Source organism: Alteromonas sp. AWJ4_199 (assembly GCF_056159165.1).
Window position 1 is genome coordinate 268,386 of the sequence record NZ_JBSWUR010000001.1, and the last position, 22,577, is coordinate 290,962.

A 22,577-nucleotide genomic window follows, 5' to 3' on the forward strand; every position below is an offset into this window, starting at 1 on the left:
CTTTTAAGTTGATATCCACGCTTCTTATCCGGATAACGCGGGGTTATTAAAATTAGTCGCCACTTCCTGTAGCAACACTGCTTTGGATGCGATCAGCTCCCGTCATTAAAGGCGTGAGGAAATAATATCCATCGCTTTTTCAAAGACTTGGTCAATATCCAAGTCCGTTGAATCTATAATTACTGCATCTTGTGCCGGTACCAAAGGAGCCACTGCACGTTGTGTATCGCGCTCGTCTCTTGCCTTGATATCGGTTAAAAGGCGCGCAATATTAACATCCATGCCCTTTGCTTTCAACTGACTATAGCGGCGTTCAGCACGGGCCTCTGCGCTTGCTGTAAGGAAAATCTTTACAGGCGCATCAGGAAATACCACGGTCCCCATGTCGCGGCCATCAGCAACAAGACCTGGATCTTGTTGGAAAGCACGCTGTCTGCGAAGTAGCGCTTCGCGAACACGAGGTAATGCTGCAACTTTTGACGCCACGGCGCCAACTTCTTCAGTACGAATATCGTCTGTAACGTCTTCGCCTTCTAAGATAATGCGAGTGGTATCGCCATTCGTCTCGAAACTAACATCAAGACCGGTTGCTAGAGGAACAACACATTCTTCATCATCACACGGAAGGTCGTGGTGAAGTGCAGCAACTGCTAATACGCGGTAAATTGCGCCGCTATCTAGAAAGTGCCACCCTAATTTTTTTGCTAGCAAGCTACTTAACGTACCTTTGCCTGCACCACTAGGACCGTCAACCGTGACTACGGGTGTGGAATGCATACCTGCTCCATCGTTTAAATTACTAAAAATCGCGCGCAATTATACGCTTTAGTGAGAGATAAGCAATGCCGCCTCTTAGAGTCGGCATTGTACATTAGGATAAATCTGATTCAGATCAACGAAGCAACTAAAGGGTTAACCTACATTGCCCTTCATTAACCTCTGACTCATTTTTACAAGGCTTTTACGCGCTATATAAAGTTTTAAAGCGGGTAAAATAGTCTGGGAAGGTTTTGCGTGTACAACCTGGGTCGTTTATTGTGACCGGCGTATCGCTTAATGCAACTAGTGAAAAGCACATTGCAATACGGTGGTCGTTATACGTATCTATTTCAGCATGTTTTAGCGAATCAGTCGGCCATACTTTTATATAGTCGTGCCCTTCTTCTACTTTCGCACCTAGCTTTTGAAGTTCGGTTGCCATAGCCGCAAGTCGGTCTGTTTCTTTAACACGCCAGTTATAGATGTTAGTCATGGTCGTAGGGCCTTCAGCAAACAGCGCTGTAGTGGCAATGGTCATGGCGGCATCCGGAATATGGTTCATATCCATGTTCACACCTTTAAGTGGCGCACCGGTTATTTCAACATATTCATCGTTCCACACTACCTTTGCACCCATGGCTTCGAGCACGTCAGCAAAGCGGATATCACCTTGAATGCTTTTCTGCCCAATTCCGGTTACGCGTACCGTTCCGCCTTTAATGGCGCCGGCTGCAAGGAAGTAAGATGCAGAAGAAGCATCGCCTTCTACCATAAATTTACCTGGCGCAACGTACTTAGCGTTGCCAGAAACCGTAAACGTCTGGTAGTTGTCATTCTCAACAGTAACACCAAATTTAGCCATGGTGTCTAGCGTGATATCGATATAAGGCTTAGACACTAATTCGCCTTTAATACGAATAGTCACATCTCCTGAAAACAGGGGTGCTGCCATTAAAAGCGCCGTTAGAAATTGGCTAGACACGCTGCCATCAACCGACATTTCGCCACCGTTTAACGTCTTGCCTTTAATTTGAAGCGGAGGGTAGCCTTCATTTTTAAGGTAAGACACGTCAGCATCTGCTTCGCGTAGCGCATCAACTAAATCGCCAATTGGGCGCTCTTCCATACGCGGCTCACCAGTAAGTACGGTATCAACGTTACTTGCAGCAAGTGCTGCACATAAAGGACGCATTGCGGTACCGGCATTACCTAAGAAAAGCTCAAGTGGTTCAGCTACGTTAAAGGCCCCACCGTTACCTTGAACAACACATTGAGTTTTGTCTTCGCTTAAGCGATAGCTAACACCTAACTTCGTAAGTGCATTAAGCATATGCTCGATATCTTCGCTATCGAGCAAGTTGGTTAATTCAGTTTCACCTTCAGCCAACGCGGCAAGCAATAGTGCGCGATTAGACAGACTTTTTGAGCCAGGTACATTGACCTCTCCCGATACTTTTGCAATCGGGTCTAATGTTAACTGCTCCATTTTATCCATTCACTCTTTCAAATTCGCGCATAAATTCAACTAGCGCAACAATGCCCTCTACCGGCATTGCATTATAAATACTGGCACGCATGCCCCCTACCGAACGATGCCCTTTAAGAGCAAGTAACCCTGCTTCTTGTGACTTTTTAAGGAACAACCCGTCAAGTTCAGCATTGGCTAAATGAAACGGCACATTCATTTTTGAACGGTTATCAGGGTGAACTTTACTTGAATAGAAGTCAGAACTGTCGATAGCTGAATACAATAACGCCGCCTTTTCAGCATTGCGTTTAGCCATAGCTTCAACGCCGCCCATGTCTTTAAGCCACTCAAATACAAGCCCCGCTAAGTACCATGAAAACGTTGGCGGTGTGTTGTACATAGAGTCAGACTTTGCCGCTAATGCATAATCAAAAATTGACGGTGTTTCTTTACGTGCTTTGCCAACCAGGTCTTCGCGAACGATAACCACAGACAAACCGCTTGGGCCGATATTCTTTTGTGCGCCGGCGTAAATAACACCGTGTTTTGCCACGTCTAGCGGTTGTGACAATATGGTCGAGGACATATCAGAAACCAGCGGAACCTTTCCTGACTCCGGTAACCAATCGTAAGCAATACCGTCTACCGTTTCGTTCGGGCAAAAATGGTAATAGGCAGCAGACTGATCGATATCACTCAGAGCAGGCTTAGCGATGTAGTGAAGCCCGTCCTTTTCTGTAACGTCGCCCACAACTACCGCATTATTGTATTTATTCGCTTCACTCACCGCGCCTTTTGACCAAGAGCCGCTCACTAAATGAAGGCTGGTATCACCGGCGGATGACAAATTGAGGGGAACAGCGGCAAATTGACCGCGTCCACCACCGTGTGTGAAAAGCACATGGTAGTTAGATGGCACGGATAGCAAGTCACGCAAATCCTGCTCTGCTTTTGCGGCTATCTCAATGAAGTCTTTGCCACGGTGGCTCACTTCCATTACAGAGCAGCCTAGTTCGCGCCAATTTGTAAATTCTGATTGTGCTTTTTCCATCACTTCTTTGGGAAGCATGGCGGGGCCAGCACTAAAGTTAAAAACCTCTTTCATCGCGTTTTTCAACACCTGTAGATAATTACCGTTTAACTCGCTTTGTTTTCAACGTTTTGCGGGTCTATTAGGTAAACAAGCGGCTAAAGCCGCTTGTTTGAAAGAACACTGATAATGCGCATAGCCTAAGCCTGCGCGCTATCCCTACTCTTCTGTCGTTGAGCTATCACCGTCTTCTGCGGCGTTTTCTTGCTCTTGAACAGCAGTTTCTGCTTGTTCTGGCGTATCGTCAGAAATGATTGGATTACCGTCCTCATCGAGTTCCTGTAACTCTGCCACTTCTTCAATACGCTGTAACCCTACAACATGCTCGCCTTCTACTGTACGTATTAAGCGAACGCCCTGTGTGTTACGGCCTACTACTGACACTTCGCCTACACGAGTACGAACCAGTGTACCTTGGTCACTAATAAGCATAATTTCATTGGTTTCGTCTACCTGTACAGCGCCAACTACTTTACCATTACGCTCAGATACTTTGATAGATACAACGCCTTGAGTCGCACGGCTCTTCGCCGGGTAATCTTCTAGCGGAGTACGCTTACCAAAACCATTCTCTGTAGCTGTCAGGATTGGACCATCGCCTTTTGGAACAATAAGTGATACCACTTTTTGTCCATCTTGAAGACGAATTCCGCGAACCCCTGTTGCAGTACGTCCCATTGGACGAAGTGCAAGAAGCTCTTCACCCGTCTCTGGGTCACGCTTCACTTCACCCGTTTCGCTGTCACGAAGCTTCTCGTTAAAGCGAACTACTTTACCCGCGTCAGAGAACAACATGATGTCGTCATCACCGTGGGTAATATCAACACCAATTAGCTCATCACCTTCATTTAGGTTAACAGCAATAATACCGCTTGAACGAGGGCGAGAGTATAGGCTTAGGTCAGTCTTTTTCACTGTACCGTTTGCCGTTGCCATCAGTACAAACTTGCCTTCTTCGAATTCTTTAATAGGAAGAATAGCAGTAATACGTTCATTATCTTCTAGCGGCAATATGTTCACAATCGGGCGTCCGCGTGCATTTCGGCTAGCGAACGGCAATTGATACACTTTCAACCAGTACAAGCGACCTCGGGTTGAGAAGCAAAGTATGTGATCGTGGGTATTCGCAACAAGAAGCTTTTCAATGAAGTCTTCATCTTTCATCTTAGTTGCAGATTTACCACGACCGCCACGACGTTGTGCTTCGTAATCTGTAAGTTTCTGGTACTTCACATAACCTTCGCGAGAAAGCGTTACAACGACGTCTTCTTGCTCGATTAGATCTTCAATATCAATATCGTGACTTGCAGCGGTAATTTCAGTGCGACGCTCATCACCGAATTCATCGCGGACTTTTTCAAGTTCTTCTTGAATCACTTCCATCAAGCGCTCTGGGCTATTAAGGATGTGAAGAAGTTCTGCGATTAGCTCTAGAAGCTGCTTATATTCTTCAAGGATCTTCTCGTGCTCAAGACCCGTTAGCTTATGTAAGCGTAGGTCAAGAATAGCTTGCGCCTGCTGTTCCGTTAAGTAGTACTTGCCGTCGCGGATACCAAACTCAGGCATTAACCAGTCTGGACGTGCAGCGTCATCGCCCGCGCGCTCAAGCATTTGCGCTACGTCACCTAAGTCCCAACCTTGTGCTACAAGCGATTTTTTCGCATCTGCTGGGCTTTGCGACGCTTTAATCAACTCAATAATTGGGTCGATATTCGCAAGCGCGATTGCCAAACCTTCAAGGATGTGGGCACGATCACGCGCTTTGCGTAATTCAAACACAGTACGGCGTGTTACCACTTCACGGCGGTGAAGAATAAAGGCTTCAAGCGTTTCTTTAAGGTTAAATACCTTAGGCTGACCATTGTCTAGCGCAACCATATTGATACCGAATACCGTTTGAAGCTGTGTATTGGCATATAAATGGTTAAGCAGAACTTCGGCAGATTCGTTACGTTTAACTTCAATTACAATGCGCATACCGTCTTTATCAGACTCATCACGCAGTGCCGAAACGCCTTCAATACGCTTCTCTTTTACCAGTTCAGCGATCTTTTCAATAAGACGTGCTTTATTAACTTGGTAAGGAATTTCGTTAACAACAATGGTTTCTTTTCCATTGTTGTCTGTCTCGATTTCGGCTTTAGCACGAAGATAAATTTTACCGCGACCAGTGCGGTATGCATCTTCAATACCTTTACGACCGCTGATCATCGCTGCCGTTGGAAAATCCGGGCCAGGAATATGGGTCATCAAATCATCAATAGTAATTGATGGATCTTGAATTAAGGCAACACAGCCGTTGATGACTTCGGTAAGGTTATGCGGCGGTATGTTTGTCGCCATACCAACTGCGATACCTGACGAACCGTTAACTAATAGGTTTGGAACCTTAGTGGGTAATACTTCAGGGATAAATTCAGTACCGTCGTAGTTAGGTACAAAATCAACGGTTTCTTTATCTAAATCGGCAAGTAATTCGTGCGCAATTTTCGCCATGCGTACTTCGGTATAACGCATCGCAGCGGCAGAGTCGCCGTCTACAGAACCAAAGTTACCTTGACCGTCAACCAGCATGTAGCGCAGTGAAAACGGTTGGGCCATACGAACGATAGTGTCGTAAACCGCAGAGTCACCGTGAGGGTGATATTTACCAATTACGTCACCTACCACACGGGCAGATTTTTTGTATGGCTTGTTAAAGTCGTTTTTCAGTTCGTTCATTGCGAACAGCACACGACGGTGCACTGGCTTCAAGCCATCTCTTACGTCAGGCAAGGCTCGCCCGACAATAACGCTCATCGCGTAATCAAGGTAGGAGTTCTTTAACTCTTCCTCAATATTAACGGGGAGGATTTCTTTAGCGTTATCAGACATAAACTGCTTAATCCCTTTATTTTGGTTTGTTCTGCGTTATCCAGTGCTTTACTTCACATCATTGTGAAAGCAAGGCATGGGAGCGCACTGTTGTTATTATGTGGGTCATAATCGTGCTTCGAGTGTACCACTTGATGAGAGAATTATGTAGCGCTTAATTGCGCTTATTAATCAACTAAAAGGCAAGCGATTATTTTTCGTTCATCCCTTCGTATAATTTAGCTATTTCTGTTTAAAAACAGTGAAACACAACATGAATTTACGATATCTTAAAAAGAGATAGGTTAAGGATTGTTTTACTAATGACGAACGTCGATCAACAAGAAATCAATAAATTCTCTGAACTTGCGTCTCGCTGGTGGGATCCAGAAGGCGAATTCAAGCCATTACACCTTATTAACCCACTCCGTTTAGACTTTATAAATCAACACAGTGAAGGTTTATTTGACAAGAAAGTCGTGGACATCGGTTGTGGCGGCGGCATTCTCGCTGAATCTATGGCCCGTGCTGGAGCAATAGTTACAGGGCTAGATATGGCAGAGGCTTCGTTAGAAGTGGCCAAGCTTCACGGTTTAGAATCTGGGGTTAAAGTTGATTACGTCTGCTCTACAGCGGAAGAATTTGCTGAAGCAAACGCAGGTCAGTTCGATGTAGTCACCTGTATGGAAATGTTAGAACATGTGCCCGACCCTGCTTCTGTTGTCATGGCTTGCGCGAAGTTAGTAAAACCTGGCGGCCATGTTTTCTTCTCTACACTGAACAGAAACCTGAAGTCATATCTGATGGGGATCCTTGGCGCAGAATACATTCTGAAATTAGTACCTAAAGGTACGCACGATCACGGTAAGTTTATCAAGCCTTCTGAACTTATGGCGATGACGGACCAAGCAGGTTTGCTTCCTCGCGATATGACAGGTTTGCACATGGACCCGATCTCTCAAGGCTTTTATCTTTCGTCTAATAATGTAGACGTAAACTACTTACTATATACAGTAGCGCAAAGTTAATTTAACACTATATGTTGGGCTGCGGCGATATTTTAAACACCATATATCGTGTCTGTATAAAAATTGAATTCTAAGAATAAATTAATTTTTATACTTAAGATTTTGTTTAAAACGCTTGCATTCCAGATATTTTACGCTTGTAGAACGCTAAAAAGTTAGTTGTTACTAACATAAATTTCATGCCAGATTGAGTGCTTGAAATACCACCAGATATTGGGTTGCAATCAAGACAAAACCTCACTATCTTGTGTCTAATTCAGCACGGGATCCCACCGATAATTTTACGGGATCTCAACTAATGACAAACTGTCTCTGGGACACCACTTATAGTTTGAAACAATAATCTCGCTGAAAACAAAAAAGCAGTAAAGAATTTAACGAGCAGTCTCTACTACAATACTTCTTGGTATTAGTTTAGGCCGCTTTTTGTGTGTGTTTTTAACTGGCGTGAGCCAACAACGTTAACAACATACGCATTTAAAATTAAAACGAAAATGGGCAACAGATAGCCCACGCATCAAGCGCTAACAGACAAACGGCCAGTAACATGAACAACAACTTATTCGTCACCAAACGAAACGGTGAAAAAGAGTCCATCGACTTAGAAAAAATCCATAAAGTCGTTACATGGGCAGCCAAAGGATTAAACAACGTTTCTGTTTCACAAGTTGAAATAAAAGCGCAAATTCAGTTCTATGACGGCATTAATACCAGCGAAATCCACGAAACACTGATTAAGTCAGCGGCTGACCTGATCTCTACTGATGCGCCAGACTACCAATACTTGGCCGCGCGCCTGGCTATTTTCCATCTTCGTAAAAAAGCGTACGGACAATTTGAGCCGCCAGCGTTACTTGAACACGTTGGAAAAATGGTAGATTTAGGAAAGTACGACAAGCATTTACTTGAAGACTACACGCCTGAAGAATTCGCAGAAATGGAAACCTATATCGACCATTGGCGCGACATGAACTTCAGCTATGCTGCGGTTAAGCAACTTGAAGGCAAATATTTAGTTCAAAACCGTGTTACTGGTGAAATTTACGAAAGTGCACAGTTCCTTTATATTCTTGTAGCGGCATGTCTTTTCGCAAATTACGACAAAGCGACACGTATGGATTATATCCGTCGTTTCTACGATGCTGCTTCAACGTTTAAGCTATCGTTACCTACCCCAATTATGGCCGGCGTACGAACGCCTACGCGTCAGTTCAGCTCGTGTGTACTTATCGAAACCGGCGACAGCTTAGATTCAATCAATGCAACGGCAAGTGCTATTGTTAAATACGTAAGCCAGCGTGCGGGTATCGGTGTAAATGCAGGCCGTATTCGTGCACTAGGCAGCCCTATTCGCGGTGGTGAAGCATTCCACACTGGCTGTATTCCATTCTACAAATACTTCCAGACTGCAGTGAAAAGCTGTTCACAAGGTGGCGTTCGTGGCGGTGCGGCTACGTTGTTCTACCCTATCTGGCATATGGAAGTAGAATCGCTACTAGTGCTTAAGAATAACCGTGGTGTAGAAGAAAACCGTGTACGTCACTTAGACTACGGTGTTCAGTTCAACAAACTCATGTATCAGCGCATGATGAAAGATGGCTACATTTCATTATTTAGTCCATCTGACGTTCCAGGTCTTTATGATGCGTTCTTCGCTGATCAAGACAAGTTCGAAGAGCTATACGTTAAATACGAGAACGACGACAGTATCCGTAAGAAGCAAATCAAAGCGATGGAACTGTTTAGCTTGTTCATGCAAGAGCGTGCAAGCACAGGTCGTATATACCTTCAAAATGTTGACCACTGCAATACGCATAGCCCGTTCAACCCAGAAGTTGCGCCAGTTCGTCAAAGCAACTTGTGTCTTGAAATTGCGCTACCGACTAAGCCGCTACAGCATGTAAACGACGAAAATGGTGAAATTGCCCTTTGCACACTGTCTGCATTTAACTTAGGTGCGATTGAGTCAGTTGATGAGTTTGAAGAACTCGCCGATCTAGCAGTACGCGCTCTTGATAATCTACTTGATTACCAAGACTACCCTGTCCCTGCTGCGTACAACGCAACTATGGGCCGTCGTACTCTAGGTGTGGGTGTTATCAACTTCGCTTACTACCTTGCTAAGAACGGCGTTAAATATTCAGATCATAGCGCAAACGGTTTAGTCCACCGCACGTTTGAAGCAATGCAATATTACCTACTGAAAGCGTCGAACAACCTGGCTAAAGAGAAAGGCGCGTGCCCTAAGTTTAACGAAACGACTTATTCGCAAGGCATCATGCCAATTGACAGCTACAAGAAAGACCTTGATAGCGTATGTAACGAACCACTTCATTACGATTGGGATGCACTTCGTGAAGAAATCAAAACTCACGGTTTGCGTAACTCTACCCTTTCAGCATTAATGCCTTCAGAGACATCTTCACAGATCTCTAACGCGACCAACGGTATTGAACCGCCACGTGGTTTCATCAGCATTAAGTCGAGTAAAGATGGTGTTCTTAAGCAAGTTGTACCTGAGTACGAAACGCTAAGAGACCAATACGAGCTACTTTGGGATATTCCTTCAAACGATGGTTACCTGCAACTTGTGGGTATCATGCAGAAGTTTATCGACCAAACTATCTCAGCAAACACAAACTATGACCCAAGCCGTTATGAAGGTAACAAGGTACCAATGAAGCTTCTGCTTAAAGACCTTCTTACTACTTACAAGCTTGGTGTTAAGACACTTTATTATCATAACACTCGTGACGGTGCTTCAGACACCTCGGCGCTAGACGCTAAAGCAAACGAGCCTATGCCACGTCAAGAAGAAGTCGTGGTAGAGGAAGATGATGATTGTGCAGGCGGTGCGTGTAAAATCTAAAACACGCCCTTTTGCAAAAATGGCAGGTTCGTAAAAGGATTTTACGGTAACGCCTGCCATTAACGTTTCGCAGCAAGAACACAAACAATAATACGCGTTAATCATTAAGTTTTTAGTTAGGCCATCATGAAATACACTACGTTTAATCAGCAAAGTACTAATCCATTGATCGAGCCGATGTTTTTCGGTAATCCCGTAAACGTTGCACGCTATGATCAGCAAAAGCATGCCATTTTCGAAAAGCTTATTGAGAAACAAATTAGCTTTTTTTGGCGCCCTGAAGAAGTAGACGTTTCTCGCGATCGTGTCGATTTTCAAAAATTAACCGATCCAGAAAAGCATATCTTCATATCAAACCTTAAGTACCAAACCCTTTTAGATTCGGTACAAGGTCGAAGCCCAAATATTGCGTTCTTGCCTATTATCTCGCTACCCGAGTTAGAAACATGGGTTGAGACATGGTCTTTCTTTGAGACTATTCACTCGCGCTCATATACCCATATCTTGCGTAACTTGTTCTCAGACCCAAGTGAAATATTTGAAGATATCGTAGTAAACGACGAGATTAAGCGCCGTGCCGCTGACATTTCGAAGTATTATGACGACCTTATTTTCGCCACTCAACTTTGGCAAACACAGGGGGAAGGCGTTCATACCGTTAATGGTACTGCGTACACAATTAATATGTACGAGCTTAAAAAGAAGCTTTATCTGTGTATGAACTCGGTAAATGCGCTTGAAGCAATCCGCTTTTATGTTTCTTTTGCTTGTACGTTCGCCTTTGCTGAGCGTAAGTTGATGGAAGGTAATTCTAAAATCATTCGATTGATTGCCCGTGATGAGAACCTTCACTTATCTTCAACTCAGCACATTCTAAACTTGTGGGCCAAGGGTAAAGATGACCCTGAAATGGCGCAAATAGCAGAAGAGTGTAAAGAAGAAGCCCGCGCTATCTTCATGAATGCGGTTGAGCAAGAAAAGCAATGGGCTGACTATCTGTTCCAAAACGGGTCTATGATTGGCCTTAACAAAGAAATTCTTTGCCAGTACGTTGAGTACATTGCGAATCAACGTATGTCTGCCATAGGTCTAGATACACCATTTGAGATTAGCAGCAACCCGCTACCTTGGATGAATAACTATCTAAATTCAGACAATGTACAAGTAGCCCCACAAGAATCTGAAATCAGTTCTTACCTAGTTGGACAAATAGATTCTGCAGTAAGCGAAGACGACTTTGCTGATTTTGAGCTGTAAACCTACAGCTTAATGAGCAGTAACGATAAATCACTCCGCATCGACGTTGTCGATGTGGGGGCGATTAATTCCCCCTCTGATACCACTATCTTAAACGCCTTAGAGTCAGCGGGCGTTAATATTCACTACCACTGCCGTGAAGGTTTTTGCGGTGCGTGTCGAACTAAGCTTATTGAAGGCGAAGTTGAATACACTACCGATCCCCTCGCTTTTATTGACGATGATGAAATTCTTCCTTGTTGCTGTGTGGCTAAATGCCCGCTAAAAATAAAAGTCCCCCTGTAGCCTCTTCATTCACCGCTCTCATCAGCACTCTCACAGCATTTATACGAATTAATGTAATCCACTTCAATACTTAGACGTAGCAACTTACAACTAATCAAACGTAAGGATAATGTTATGAATGAAGTTTCTGGAAAAGTAGTCATCATCACAGGTGCAAGTAGTGGCCTTGGAGAAGCTACTGCGAAAATGCTAGCGGAAAAAGGTGCTAAATTAGTGTTAGGCGCTCGCCGTGAAGACCGTCTTAAAAAACTTGTAGATGAAATTGAATCTTCAGGTGGACACGCAACCTATAAAACGGTCGATGTCACGAAAAAGGAAGAAGTTAACGCGCTTGCAAAAGCCGCGATAGATACCTACGACCGCATTGACGTGCTAGTCAATAATGCTGGCCTTATGCCCCTCGCTCCGCTTGACGAGATGAAGGTTGATGAGTGGGACCAGATGATAGATGTAAACATTAAAGGCGTTATGTACGGTGTAGCAGCGGTTTTAGGGCGCATGCGCGAACAACAAAGCGGACATATTATCAATCTATCCTCTGTGGCGGGTCATGTGGTTTTCCCAGGAGCTACGGTTTATTGCGCCACTAAATTTGCAGTTAAGGCAATAAGCGAAGGTATTCGCAAAGAGTCAAATGGTCAAATTCGCTCAACGAATATTTCACCAGGTGCAGTGGCGACTGAGCTTACTGACCACATATCTCACAAAGACTCAAAGCAAATGGCAGAAGATATGTACGACGATGCTATCGACGCAGATGCAATTGCCCGTGCTGTAACTTTTGCCATTGAGCAGCCTGGCGATGTAGATATCAACGAAATGATCATCAGACCTACCAATCAGGAACTCTAGTGCTGATTATTTTTTGCGTATAAGAATGGGACAGCCATTTACTAAAAAAGCCTGCTAGATGCAGGCTTTAAAAAACTTCATGTGCTCAAAGGACTTTTTCGATGGCATATAGTTCTTCATCAACAACTTGTAATCGCGATGCTACAACCGCTCTAGCATCACTTATGCCTTTGTTATAAAAGGTTGCGCCCATTTCCTTACTGATAAAATCGAGAAGAAATTCTCCGTCAAATTGACCAAGTTCCACATTTAACTCGTCATCAAAATATCGTTGCAGTTTAGCAACTAACACGTCTTTTTCTTCACGGGTAAATGCAATTTCGTTCATTTTCATCCTTCTTTTGTAATGTTCAAAGTATTAGGCTCTTCGCTTATGCCAAAGGATAGCTTTCCATACCCTCAGCTATGAAGACAGTTCAACATTATCACACCAACGGCTTGTTTACCTTTGGCCCACCACTTTTACGTTTAATCAACGCCTTTAATCGCGGAACAGCCTTCCTGCCTAGTGCGTAAACTAATATTACTGTGGTTGAGTTTAAGCAGCCTTAATAACTAAACTTTCTATAGTTTCATGGCAGTAAGCTATAGCCTGGTACAGTTTTCGCTTACTTCAACTAGAAAGATTTTTCGTTACTGGGTTTACAGTAATTCGTATTTCAAAAGAAGGGCCTGATAGCCCTTTAAGCTAGAGGCGCTAACGAACAATTATACTAGGATATCTTGTATAACAATTTCAAAATGGTTTAGCGCTTATATGGAATTTGTGAGGTTAATAATGAAAATTTTACCCGTTATCGGTGTATCGGTTGCGATTGCGATCTACAGCCTACCTGCTAGCGCCATCCCCAATAACCCCCACAAGGGTAAATCCTTGCCACCGGGCATAGAGAAAAAATATGAACGGACGGGGGAATTACCGCCAGGTTGGGAAAAAAAGTTAGCCGTTGGTGAGCGATTGGACCGTGATATTTACGACCATTCCCGCATAATCGTACCGTTAGGACAAGACGGGGTAGTAACGGTTCGTATCGAGAACAAGGTGATACGTCTTGTACAAGCGACAAGGGAAATTATAGAGATTTTAGACTAGCCATACCTTAGCTTGATAAGGGCTCTTTTAAAAGAGCTCTCAGTTCATTCTTACTTATGCCCTACTATCAACATTTGAAAATTGACTTAACCTACCTCACTAGTAGTATCTGGTATCAACCACAATTGCTATAACGTGGCAGTAATTGATAAAGCCCCGCGGGGCCGGGTCTTAGATAAACACTAATTAAACTCCTTATTTAAGACCTCTAAAATAATAACGGTGTCTCAGTTATTTAATAAACATACCAAACGCAAAAATAAAATCAGGAACAAAAGATGGCATCTAACGCACTGTTTAAGCCTTATTCACAAGGCAACCTATCGTTATCAAACCGCATTGTGATGGCGCCTATGACTCGCCAGTTCTCACCTAATGGCATACCTACCAGCGATGTGGCCGGTTACTATAAGCGCCGCGCTCAAGGTGGTACTGGTTTAATCATCACCGAAGGTACTACCGTAAACGACAAAGTCGCTACCATGGATGCGAACATTCCCCAATTCCACGGTGACGAGGCCTTGGCCGCATGGAAAAACGTGGTAGATGAGGTTCATAGTGTAGACGGTAAAATCATGCCACAGTTATGGCATGTGGGTATGGCACGGGTTGCAGAAAAAGCCCCCTACCCCGAGCTTCCAAGCGCTGGGCCATCGGGACTCTTCAAACCTGGTAAACAGGGTGCTGAACCCATGACAGTCGAGCACATTGAATCTGTAATATCCGCATTCGCCCAAGCTGCAGCCGATGCCAAAGCAATCGGCATGGATGGAATAGAAATTCACGGTGCACATGGATATCTAATCGACCAGTTCTTCTGGGAAGGCACTAATCAGCGTACTGATAGCTGGGGCGGTAGTATGGAGAATCGTAGTCGCTTTGCGGTGGAAATAATCAAAGCTATTCGCGCAGCAACTGGCTCCGATTTCCCTATTGTGCTGCGCTACTCACAATGGAAACAGCAAGACTACACCGCCCGTTTAGCACACACGCCACAGGAGCTAGAGAAGTTCTTGCTCCCACTCAGTAATGCTGGCGTAGATATTTTTCATTGTTCACAGCGCCGCTACTGGGAGAGTGAATTTGAAGAAAGTGAGTTAAACCTTGCAGGCTGGACTAAAAAGATTACTGGAAAACCTACCATTACCGTTGGTTCAGTAGGGCTTAATGATGACTTCTTCGGTGCCTTCAAAGGCCAAGATTCAAGCACGCGTGCTGTTGACGATTTACTCGAGCGCCTTGATGCCGGTGAATTTGATTTAGTCGCGGTTGGAAGAGCCTTGTTACAAGACCCCAACTGGGCCAATAAGATTAAAGAAAACCGAACTCAGGAACTAGAACAGTACTCTGGAAAGGCCCTAGCTACCTTGTCCTAATTCGATGAGCTAATTGAGCATTTCAACTAGCACTGCATACCGTGCTAGTTGCTTCTAGAAGAGATTCGAAGTTAACCTTACTCATGGGCCTTGCTATGTAATACCCTTGACCATAATCGCACCCCATTGCTTTGAGAATTTCAAACTGCTCTTGAGTTTCAATACCCTCTGCAACCACTTTTATTCCAAGCTTTTTAGCCATAATGATAATAGCTTCACACAGCACTTTATCGTTACTTACGTCTGTCATCGTTTTGACAAAGCTTTTGTCGATTTTTATAAAATCGGTAGGAAACTTTTTCAGATACGAAATGGAAGAATACCCCGTACCGAAATCATCAAGGGCTATACCAACACCAGCTTGCCTAAACTGAAACAACTTTTTAGAAACCTCTTCGTCGGCCTTCATTAAAAGGTTTTCTGTGACCTCAAGTAAAATGGATTTCGCTGAAACATTTATCTCGAGCAATTTGTTAAGCCAGTTCGTAATATTCGACTCTTGATGAAAATATTGGCAGGGTGATGTGTTTATACTTATTTGAAGATCACGGCGATAATGTGACTGCCAATGCTTTACATTCCTACACACTTCATCAAAAACCCATTCGCTAATTTCGATAATTAAACCAGACTCTTCTGCTAAAGGAATAAATTCATCCGGCGGAATTCGCCCTTTTTGAGGATGCTGCCATCGAAGCAAAGCTTCCGCCTTTAAAATCTGACCATTACTAAGTGTCGTTATAGGCTGATATTCAACGAAAAGTTCATTGTTTTTAACGGCATAGCGGAGGTCATTTAAAAGAGACAGTCGCTTTACCGCAGCTTCATGCAAGTCTAAGGTATAAAATTTGTAACTATTTTTCCCCGACGCTTTCGCTTGGTACATGGCTTGGTCTGCGTACTTCAACAAGTCTTTCGTATTACTAGCATCGTCTGGATATAGAGTTACCCCCACACTACCACTTGTATGTACGCGCTCAATATCGATAACAAACGGCTCTGCAATCACTTCGAGCAGCTTCTGTATTATGGCGTCTACTGAACTTAAGCTATTGATGCTATTTAAAATGATAACAAATTCATCACCACCTAGCCTACAAACAGTATCATTAGCGCGTACGTTTTGCGTAAAACGCTTAGCACACTCTTTTAAAAGCTCATCGCCTACATCATGTCCGAGGGTATCGTTTATATCTTTAAAGTTATCGAGATCTAGAAAAAGAACAGCAACCTTGTCATTTTCTCTTTTAGCTGTCTTGATCGCTAAGTCGAGGTGATCCAGCATAAGGTTTCTATTCGGTAGATCAGTAAGCGTATCGAAGTTGGCTTGTTTCCAAATAAGGTCGTTAGCCGATTCTCTCTCTATCGCTATACTCGCGATATGTGCAAACTGTTCTATAAGAATGATTTCTTCGGGCGTGGGTACCGCTTTATAACTATGATAGATTGCGAAGGTGCCAATTACGTTCCCATTTGCACCTCTAATAGGTTGAGACCAGCAAGACGCTACCCCCGCCTGTGCAGCCAATTCTTGATAGCCATCCCAAAAAGGGTGTGTACGAATATCTTCCACGACTGTAGGACTGTTAGTGGCTGCTGCATTGCCACAAGAGCCTACACCATGCCCAATTTCAAGGCCGTCTATAGCATCATTATAAAAATCAGGTAAGGATGGTGCTGCACCTTTTCTTAGCTTGCCCTCTTGCAGCAGCAGAATACTACAGAGTTTATTCGGATACTCCCCTTCAATGGCATCAACTATATCGAAAAGTACACTGTGAAGAGATTCCGCATTTACTACTTTTTCGAGAATAGTACTTCTGACCCGCGTAAGTTTTTGCGTTTGCTCGAGTTGATTTTGGTACTCAGTAATTTGCTTTGATAGCTCAGTATCTTCTTTCCTACAAATCTCTGAATTTGCCAACTCAGCTAGCTTTTCTAGCTGAAAAAGCTGGCTTTCATTAAAGTCATGAGGCTGTGTGTCAAGTACACATATAGTACCCACAGCGCATCCATCTACAACAAGCTTTATCCCCGCGTAGAAGCGAATATGGGGCTCGCCCAAAACAAATGGATTATCTGTAAAGCGAGGATCTTTTTTGGTGTCAGGGATAATTAATGGGTCTGTTTCACAAATAGTGTGGCTGCAAAAGGCAATATCGCGAGCGGACTCTTTAAGATCAAGATTGACCGAAGATTTAAACCACTGTCTGTTCGTATCGACAAGAGTAATAGTTGCGAATCGGCAATTAAGTACACTACTCGCTAATTTGGTTATCCGGTCAAAACGTTCTTCGTTAGGTGTATCTAAAAGCGCTAACCTTTTGAGGACAGATACTCTCTCGACTTCGTTAGTTAATGCTTCAGGAATTTCCACTCTTTGCTCCAATAAATTTAATCGCCTTTAGCCGCCTTTTATTTTGCCACTCAGGAACAACGACATACCAATTGTTAATAGTTGAACTTTAGCATTACGGAAAGCAATATAACATTTTGCTTTAGTCTAAAAAGATATGAACCTCTCGATAGGTCTTACCACAAACATCTGAGCATGAACAACCTGTAGAAAAGACCCACAATAAAATTTGAGGTACTTAAAAGGGAAATGCCCTATCGTCCGCGTGGCAAACTACCCTTTTATAACCAAATAGATGCCGCCCAGCGTCATGATAGAAGCAATGACAACCTGAATGTTAAGTTGTTCACCCAGTAAGCCCCATCCCATTAAAGTTGCGATTACTGGAACGCTCAATTGAACTGTGGCAGCGGTAGTTGATTTTATAAGTGGCAGCACGCTATACCAAATTGCATAACCACATCCTGACGCCACAACGCCGGAAACAATCGCTGACAACACACCAGTACTATCGAATACTAATTCAGTATTATTTAGCAATAATAGACACACAACTAATGGAATACATAAAATAGATGCGTATATAAAGTTGCCCGATGTTGCAAACAGTGCGGACTTGCTTTTTTTGCCTAACAGAGAGTACACACCCCACGCGATACCTGCGGTGACCATGATTATGCCAGCTAAAAGCGGTGGCGCCGATGAACTCGGTAGCAACAAAATTACTAGACCGGCAAATGCTAAAAGAAAGCCTAGCCACTGAAATGGCTTAAAAAGTTCTCCTTTCACTAAACCAAAAGTAATCATAGTTAGCTGTACTGCACCAAATAGTAACAATGCGCCTGTGCCGGTAGCCATGGAAATATAAGCGTATGAAAAGCACAATGCGTACAAAAACAGTGATGCGCCACCGAGAAAAGTAGCATTACTTTTAAGATTCACCCAAATGCTTGATTCCCCCGGTGCTTTTCGCAAAGATAAGAGCGACAATACTGTAAGAACTGATGCACCACTTATTAAACGCAACGCAGTAAAGCTCGCAGGGTCAATGTCTGTATTTGCTAGTGCCATTCTGCACAATAGTGAATTTGCGGCAAACGCAACCATTGCCACCGTGACTAAAAAAAGTGTTTTAAACAATGTCCGCTCCTTTGCGCTGATTTTTAATCCTTGGACAATCATTCTTTTAAATAATCTAAACTTAAAATAACTACTGAAGAATGTTTCATTTAAATAAGTTACTACAAGAACGGTATTTTTAATGCACTAAACGAAAAAGAGGACCAGAAGGTCCTCTATTATTCAAACTGTAAGCAGGTCAATGACTATAAAGACAAACCCAAACGCTCTGCAACTTCTATGTAAGTCTCTACAACTGAGCCAAGCCCTTGTCTAAAGCGGTCCTTGTCCATTTTCTTACGGGTTTCTTTATCCCATAAGCGACAACCATCAGGCGTAAATTCATCGCCTAACACGATGTTGCCGTTTTTATCGATACCAAACTCAAGTTTGTAGTCAACTAGCAACATACCTGCTTCGTCAAACAAAGCTTTAAGTACATTGTTAACTTTGAAGGTAAGCGCCTTCATTTCAGCAATCTGAGCTTCGGTTGCCCAACCGAATGATAGAATGTGATAGTCATTTACCATTGGGTCGTGAAGCGCATCGTTTTTAAGGAAAAACTCGAAAATAGGTGGGTTAAGCTCTTTGCCTTCTTCCACACCTAGTCTGCGCACTAAAGAGCCAGCAGACAAGTTTCTCACCACACACTCGACAGGGATCATGTCGAGCTTTTTAACCAAAGACTCAGTATCAGAAACCAAAGCTTCAACTTGTGTTGCAATGCCCGCTTCTTCAAGCTTAGTCATTATAAAGTGGTTAAACTTGTTGTTTACTTCACCCTTGCGATCAAGCTGCTCTATTTTTTCGCCATCGAACGCTGAAGTGTCATTTCGAAAGTGAAGAATTAGTTTATCGCTATCATCAGTGTAATAAACAGTTTTTGCTTTACCTCGGTAAAGCTCGTCGCGTTTTTCCATTCTCAGTCTCAGTTATATATCAAGGTTATCTTCTGACATGACCTCAGCGAATGCACTGTAAAGGTCGGAAACCTGATTTGCTTCAAACGGTACACTTTCATTATTCATGAAAGTAACTGATGTGCGATCCGCACCCGCTTTTGCAACTTTCAAGCGATAATCACCCTTTTCAAGTAATTCGACATCGCTTGAGAATAAACCATCCCACCAACTACCTTGATCGCCATTGTAAGTGACGAATAGCAGGCCATTTGATTTATCTAAATCTTTTACGTCAAAGCCAAGTTTGCGCAGAACGAGAAGCATTCTTGGCCATGCAACATCATATTGCGCCTCCACGATGTACGCTGCTTCACCGTCATCATTGAAACCCATTTCCGTGTTAATGCCTTGACGAATTTTCGCTATTCTTCGCGTTTCGGCAAGCTGAATTTGAAATTCGTAATGACCAACAACCTGGTTCAATACTTCGACCTCTTCGCGGCGTTCTTCCATCGAAGATACTTCAGCAACAACATCGTTACCAATGGTTTGCATATAATCTTTTAAATCAACCGTCAATGCGGCACTGCGGCCGTGAGGTTTTACGTCTAGGCTGAATTCGAAGCGACGACCTATTTCACTTTCTTCATCGACAAAACTATACCAAGGGCCGTCAATTTCTTTAGTCATGACCATCCAATCTGTGATCAAGACTTTATCTTCCGGGCTAAAGCTATCTACACCAATCCCCTGCTCATCTAAGAAGCTCAATAGTGAGTTCCAGATTGCTTGGCTCAGCGGCTGGCTATCGTCAACTTGGTCGAACCAAATCGTTGCTGAACTCTTACCTTCCTCCACGTGAGAACCAGTAACTAAAGGTAGTACCAGCGCTGGAGAACGGACCATTAAATCTTTACCCACCAACGACGGGTCTGCCTCTTTACCCACCTCAGGGATGGCAAAGTCTCTTGAAAAAGTAGGTACGTCTAAACCAGAAGGCACTTCTAACGTTTTTTGTTCTTTAGTTTTTAAGTACTCGTAGCTACCCGACGCGGTCTTTCTATCAATTTGGCTTGAACAACCTGCAAGTGCAACCATCGCTACTGAACTTGCTATAGCCAGCGTTCTTTTCATCTGTGTTCCTTATTAACCAGAAATCAATGCGTATTTTTTTAGTAGTTCTTCGATACGTTTTTGGCTTGATAGTTCCGGTAAAACCATAGGTAATCGCATAACAGCGCTTTCCATCATGCCCATTTTGTATAACGCCCACTTCGGCATTACAGGGTTTGGCTCTATGAAAAGGTCGTTGTGCAATAGCTTGATTGATTCATCGATCGCTCGGCATTTATCGAAATCATTATTAAGGGCTGCCTCGCACATCTGTGAAATAGCTCTTGGTACGATATTAGCGGTGACAGAAATAACACCATGCCCGCCCTCGCACATGAATTCAGCACTTGTACCATCGTCGCCACTAAGAATAACAAAATCATTAGGCACAAGTGGCTGGGTTTCTTTTAATCGAGCAATGTCACCGGTCGCATCTTTAAGGCCGACAATGTTTTTGTGGGAAGATAATTCAGCAACGGTTTCAGGAAGCATATCTGCGACGGTGCGGCCCGGAACATTGTAAAGAATCACAGGCAAATCACTCGCATCGGCAATAGCGTTAAAATGAGCAATCATACCGGCCTGTTGCGGCTTGTTGTAATAAGGTACTACGCTTAGGAAACCATCGATACCTGTAGCACCTAATTGCTCGGTAAGAAAAATTGCTTCGGCAGTTGAGTTTGCACCACTACCCGCTATAACTGGAATAGCGCCTGACGCCATTGCCACTGTTTCTTTGACCACGTTGATATGTTCATCGAACGGTAGCGTTGCTGACTCACCCGTAGTTCCAACGGACACAATACCATGAGTGCCCTGCTCTACATGAAACTTCACAAGTTTCTCTAAAGACTTGTAATCAATGTCGCCGTTTTCGAGCATCGGCGTGACGAGTGCTACGTAACTACCAGTAAACATAATCTCTCCGCAAAATGTGAGCGCACATGGTAATTATCTCGGTGCTTAAACACAAGTAATAGCGCATGTAAAATGACAAGAATTTGACAATATCTTATTCAAACGCAAGAAAAAGGCACTGACTTACGAAAAAACTCTGTGCTAACATCCCGACATTATTACCATTGAAGTGAAGAAGATGTCGAAACACCAACTTATCGTTACCATTCTAGGTACAGACAACACTGGCATCCTCAGCGAAATTGCAACAACGGTATCAGAAGCTCAGTGCAATATTTTAGATAGCAGACAAGCTATTTATGGCAAAGAGTTCTCGTTGACTATGATAATCGAGGGAACACAGACTGCCATTACAAAGGCAGAGTGTATACTTCCTGCATTGTTTCAACGCCTTGATTTACTATCTATGATGAAGCGAACAAGCCATCATGAGAAACAGAATCTCGCGCATCTCTTTAATGTTGAGTTTAGTGGTGAAGATGCGGCGGGCCTTATCAAGGCTGTTACCGGCTTTTTCGCACAGCGAAATGCCATGATTAGTGCGTTTAGGCAGCGTACCTACAACGATAAAGTCACTGGAAAAGATAACATGCGATGCAAATTTGTTGTTTCGCTTCCGTCAGATGAAAGTATTGATCTTTTAGAATCTGATCTAATGTCCCTGTTCGAATCGTTAAATGTGACAGGCAAAGTAGTAGACAAACACAAAAAGGATCCCAATGAAAACGTTACAAGCTGGTGATAAAGCTCCACTATTCTCATTGCAGAACCAAAATGACGAAGCCGTATCTTTAGCTGACTACGCAGGTAAAAAAGTGCTTGTGTATTTTTACCCTAAGGCAATGACGCCAGGCTGTACGGTGCAGGCACAGGGTTTACGTGATGTTAAAGACGAACTGACCGCGAAGAACGTGGTTGTGTTGGGCATAAGCCCAGATGCGGTTAAGCGACTGCCTAAGTTTATAGAAAAAGAAAACCTTAATTTCACCCTGCTATCTGATGAAGACCATGCCGTTGCCGACGCATTTGGTGTGTGGGGACCTAAAAAGTTCATGGGTAAGGAATATGATGGTATTCACCGTCAAACTTTCTTGATAGACGAGAACGGTGTAATTGAGCATGTTTTCAATAAGTTCAAAACAAAAGAACACCACACGGTTGTTCTTGATTACCTGAACAGCTAAATTGCTTACTTAGAAAAAAGCCCCGATAACGTAAAGCTATCGGGGCTTTTTTACA

The 22,577-nt window shown here is 43.4% G+C and carries 19 protein-coding genes; 9 read left to right on the forward strand and 10 right to left on the reverse strand.

All coding sequences use genetic code 11. From position 1 onward, the window contains the following. Positions 1-105: 105 nt before the first annotated feature. From cmk to gyrA, 4 genes are all read right to left on the reverse strand, one after another. The gene (gene cmk / locus ACXAER_RS01190; RefSeq protein WP_014976668.1) at positions 106-777 is read right to left on the reverse strand and encodes a (d)CMP kinase; all 672 of its coding nucleotides are present in this window, start codon (positions 775-777) and stop codon (positions 106-108) included. Positions 778-961: 184 nt separating this feature from the next. Continuing rightward, entirely contained in the window at positions 962-2,245 is a 1,284-nt protein-coding gene (gene aroA / locus ACXAER_RS01195; protein ID WP_474825810.1) for a 3-phosphoshikimate 1-carboxyvinyltransferase, read from the reverse strand. 1 nt (position 2,246) lies between these two features. Next, positions 2,247-3,332, reverse strand: a complete 1,086-nt coding sequence (gene serC / locus ACXAER_RS01200) for a 3-phosphoserine/phosphohydroxythreonine transaminase (protein ID WP_474825812.1) — start codon at positions 3,330-3,332, stop codon at positions 2,247-2,249. Positions 3,333-3,476: 144 nt separating this feature from the next. Next, positions 3,477-6,191, reverse strand: coding sequence for a DNA topoisomerase (ATP-hydrolyzing) subunit A (gyrA, locus tag ACXAER_RS01205; RefSeq protein WP_474825814.1), 2,715 nt, complete (start codon positions 6,189-6,191; stop codon positions 3,477-3,479). 302 nt (positions 6,192-6,493) lie between these two features. On the opposite strand from gyrA, the gene ubiG reads away from it, so the two are divergent. From ubiG to ACXAER_RS01230, 5 genes are all read left to right on the forward strand, one after another. Beyond that, entirely contained in the window at positions 6,494-7,198 is a 705-nt protein-coding gene (ubiG, locus tag ACXAER_RS01210) for a bifunctional 2-polyprenyl-6-hydroxyphenol methylase/3-demethylubiquinol 3-O-methyltransferase UbiG (protein ID WP_474825816.1), read from the forward strand. Positions 7,199-7,745: 547 nt separating this feature from the next. Beyond that, entirely contained in the window at positions 7,746-10,067 is a 2,322-nt protein-coding gene (gene nrdA / locus ACXAER_RS01215) for a class 1a ribonucleoside-diphosphate reductase subunit alpha (RefSeq protein WP_474825818.1), read from the forward strand. Between the two features lie 126 nt (positions 10,068-10,193). Then, positions 10,194-11,324: a class Ia ribonucleoside-diphosphate reductase subunit beta gene (gene nrdB / locus ACXAER_RS01220; RefSeq protein ID WP_269916991.1), complete on the forward strand. Its 1,131-nt coding sequence runs from the start codon at positions 10,194-10,196 to the stop codon at positions 11,322-11,324. 12 nt (positions 11,325-11,336) lie between these two features. Beyond that, positions 11,337-11,609 (forward strand): class I ribonucleotide reductase maintenance protein YfaE, encoded by a 273-nt coding sequence (gene yfaE, locus ACXAER_RS01225; RefSeq protein WP_474825821.1) that lies wholly within the window; start codon positions 11,337-11,339, stop codon positions 11,607-11,609. Positions 11,610-11,723: 114 nt separating this feature from the next. Beyond that, entirely contained in the window at positions 11,724-12,461 is a 738-nt protein-coding gene (locus ACXAER_RS01230; protein ID WP_474825824.1) for an SDR family oxidoreductase, read from the forward strand. A gap of 85 nt (positions 12,462-12,546) precedes the next feature. Here the strand turns inward: ACXAER_RS01230 and ACXAER_RS01235 are convergent, their stop codons facing one another. Next, positions 12,547-12,789 carry a DUF2164 domain-containing protein gene (locus ACXAER_RS01235; protein ID WP_474825827.1) on the reverse strand — a complete coding sequence of 81 codons (243 nt, stop codon included), beginning with the start codon at positions 12,787-12,789 and terminating at the stop codon, positions 12,547-12,549. Between the two features lie 438 nt (positions 12,790-13,227). On the opposite strand from ACXAER_RS01235, the gene ACXAER_RS01240 reads away from it, so the two are divergent. Together ACXAER_RS01240 and ACXAER_RS01245 are read left to right on the forward strand one after the other, a co-directional pair. Next, a complete protein-coding gene (locus tag ACXAER_RS01240; RefSeq protein ID WP_474825829.1) occupies positions 13,228-13,554 on the forward strand; it encodes a hypothetical protein in 327 nt (108 codons plus the stop codon). A 278-nt stretch (positions 13,555-13,832) separates the two neighbouring features. Beyond that, complete coding sequence (locus ACXAER_RS01245) at positions 13,833-14,930, forward strand: NADH:flavin oxidoreductase (protein WP_474825831.1); 1,098 nt, start codon at positions 13,833-13,835, stop codon at positions 14,928-14,930. Between the two features lie 22 nt (positions 14,931-14,952). Here the strand turns inward: ACXAER_RS01245 and ACXAER_RS01250 are convergent, their stop codons facing one another. The 5 genes from ACXAER_RS01250 to dapA form a co-directional block, all read right to left on the reverse strand. Continuing rightward, entirely contained in the window at positions 14,953-17,307 is a 2,355-nt protein-coding gene (locus ACXAER_RS01250; RefSeq protein ID WP_474825833.1) for a sensor domain-containing phosphodiesterase, read from the reverse strand. A 252-nt stretch (positions 17,308-17,559) separates the two neighbouring features. Beyond that, positions 17,560-18,426: a DMT family transporter gene (locus ACXAER_RS01255; RefSeq protein ID WP_474825835.1), complete on the reverse strand. Its 867-nt coding sequence runs from the start codon at positions 18,424-18,426 to the stop codon at positions 17,560-17,562. Between the two features lie 185 nt (positions 18,427-18,611). Beyond that, positions 18,612-19,325 carry a phosphoribosylaminoimidazolesuccinocarboxamide synthase gene (gene purC, locus ACXAER_RS01260; protein WP_474825837.1) on the reverse strand — a complete coding sequence of 238 codons (714 nt, stop codon included), beginning with the start codon at positions 19,323-19,325 and terminating at the stop codon, positions 18,612-18,614. A 12-nt stretch (positions 19,326-19,337) separates the two neighbouring features. Next, positions 19,338-20,441, reverse strand: coding sequence for an outer membrane protein assembly factor BamC (gene bamC, locus ACXAER_RS01265; protein ID WP_474825840.1), 1,104 nt, complete (start codon positions 20,439-20,441; stop codon positions 19,338-19,340). Positions 20,442-20,453: 12 nt separating this feature from the next. Next, positions 20,454-21,338 carry a 4-hydroxy-tetrahydrodipicolinate synthase gene (gene dapA / locus ACXAER_RS01270; protein WP_474825842.1) on the reverse strand — a complete coding sequence of 295 codons (885 nt, stop codon included), beginning with the start codon at positions 21,336-21,338 and terminating at the stop codon, positions 20,454-20,456. A 178-nt stretch (positions 21,339-21,516) separates the two neighbouring features. Between dapA and ACXAER_RS01275 the strand changes: the two genes are divergently transcribed. Further along, positions 21,517-22,080, forward strand: coding sequence for a glycine cleavage system transcriptional repressor (locus tag ACXAER_RS01275; RefSeq protein ID WP_474825844.1), 564 nt, complete (start codon positions 21,517-21,519; stop codon positions 22,078-22,080). Further along, complete coding sequence (gene bcp, locus ACXAER_RS01280; RefSeq protein ID WP_474825846.1) at positions 22,058-22,522, forward strand: thioredoxin-dependent thiol peroxidase; 465 nt, start codon at positions 22,058-22,060, stop codon at positions 22,520-22,522. Before ACXAER_RS01275 ends, bcp begins: the two co-directional genes overlap by 23 nt. Positions 22,523-22,577 lie beyond the last annotated feature (55 nt).

Bases quoted from the DNA above. Each gene is read 5' to 3' on its own strand.
- serC (WP_474825812.1), bottom strand. From the start codon at position 3,332: ATGAAAGAGGTTTTTAACTTTAGTGCTGGCCCCGCCATGCTTCCCAAA.
- bcp (WP_474825846.1), top strand. From the start codon at position 22,058: ATGAAAACGTTACAAGCTGGTGATAAAGCTCCACTATTCTCATTGCAG.
- ACXAER_RS01275 (WP_474825844.1), top strand. From the start codon at position 21,517: ATGTCGAAACACCAACTTATCGTTACCATTCTAGGTACAGACAACACT.
- aroA (WP_474825810.1), bottom strand. From the start codon at position 2,245: ATGGAGCAGTTAACATTAGACCCGATTGCAAAAGTATCGGGAGAGGTC.
- nrdB (WP_269916991.1), top strand. From the start codon at position 10,194: ATGAAATACACTACGTTTAATCAGCAAAGTACTAATCCATTGATCGAG.
- ACXAER_RS01230 (WP_474825824.1), top strand. From the start codon at position 11,724: ATGAATGAAGTTTCTGGAAAAGTAGTCATCATCACAGGTGCAAGTAGT.
- purC (WP_474825837.1), bottom strand. From the start codon at position 19,325: ATGGAAAAACGCGACGAGCTTTACCGAGGTAAAGCAAAAACTGTTTAT.
- ACXAER_RS01235 (WP_474825827.1), bottom strand. From the start codon at position 12,789: ATGAACGAAATTGCATTTACCCGTGAAGAAAAAGACGTGTTAGTTGCT.
- dapA (WP_474825842.1), bottom strand. From the start codon at position 21,338: ATGTTTACTGGTAGTTACGTAGCACTCGTCACGCCGATGCTCGAAAAC.
- gyrA (WP_474825814.1), bottom strand. From the start codon at position 6,191: ATGTCTGATAACGCTAAAGAAATCCTCCCCGTTAATATTGAGGAAGAG.
- nrdA (WP_474825818.1), top strand. From the start codon at position 7,746: ATGAACAACAACTTATTCGTCACCAAACGAAACGGTGAAAAAGAGTCC.
- yfaE (WP_474825821.1), top strand. From the start codon at position 11,337: ATGAGCAGTAACGATAAATCACTCCGCATCGACGTTGTCGATGTGGGG.
- bamC (WP_474825840.1), bottom strand. From the start codon at position 20,441: ATGAAAAGAACGCTGGCTATAGCAAGTTCAGTAGCGATGGTTGCACTT.
- cmk (WP_014976668.1), bottom strand. From the start codon at position 777: ATGCATTCCACACCCGTAGTCACGGTTGACGGTCCTAGTGGTGCAGGC.
- ACXAER_RS01245 (WP_474825831.1), top strand. From the start codon at position 13,833: ATGGCATCTAACGCACTGTTTAAGCCTTATTCACAAGGCAACCTATCG.
- ubiG (WP_474825816.1), top strand. From the start codon at position 6,494: ATGACGAACGTCGATCAACAAGAAATCAATAAATTCTCTGAACTTGCG.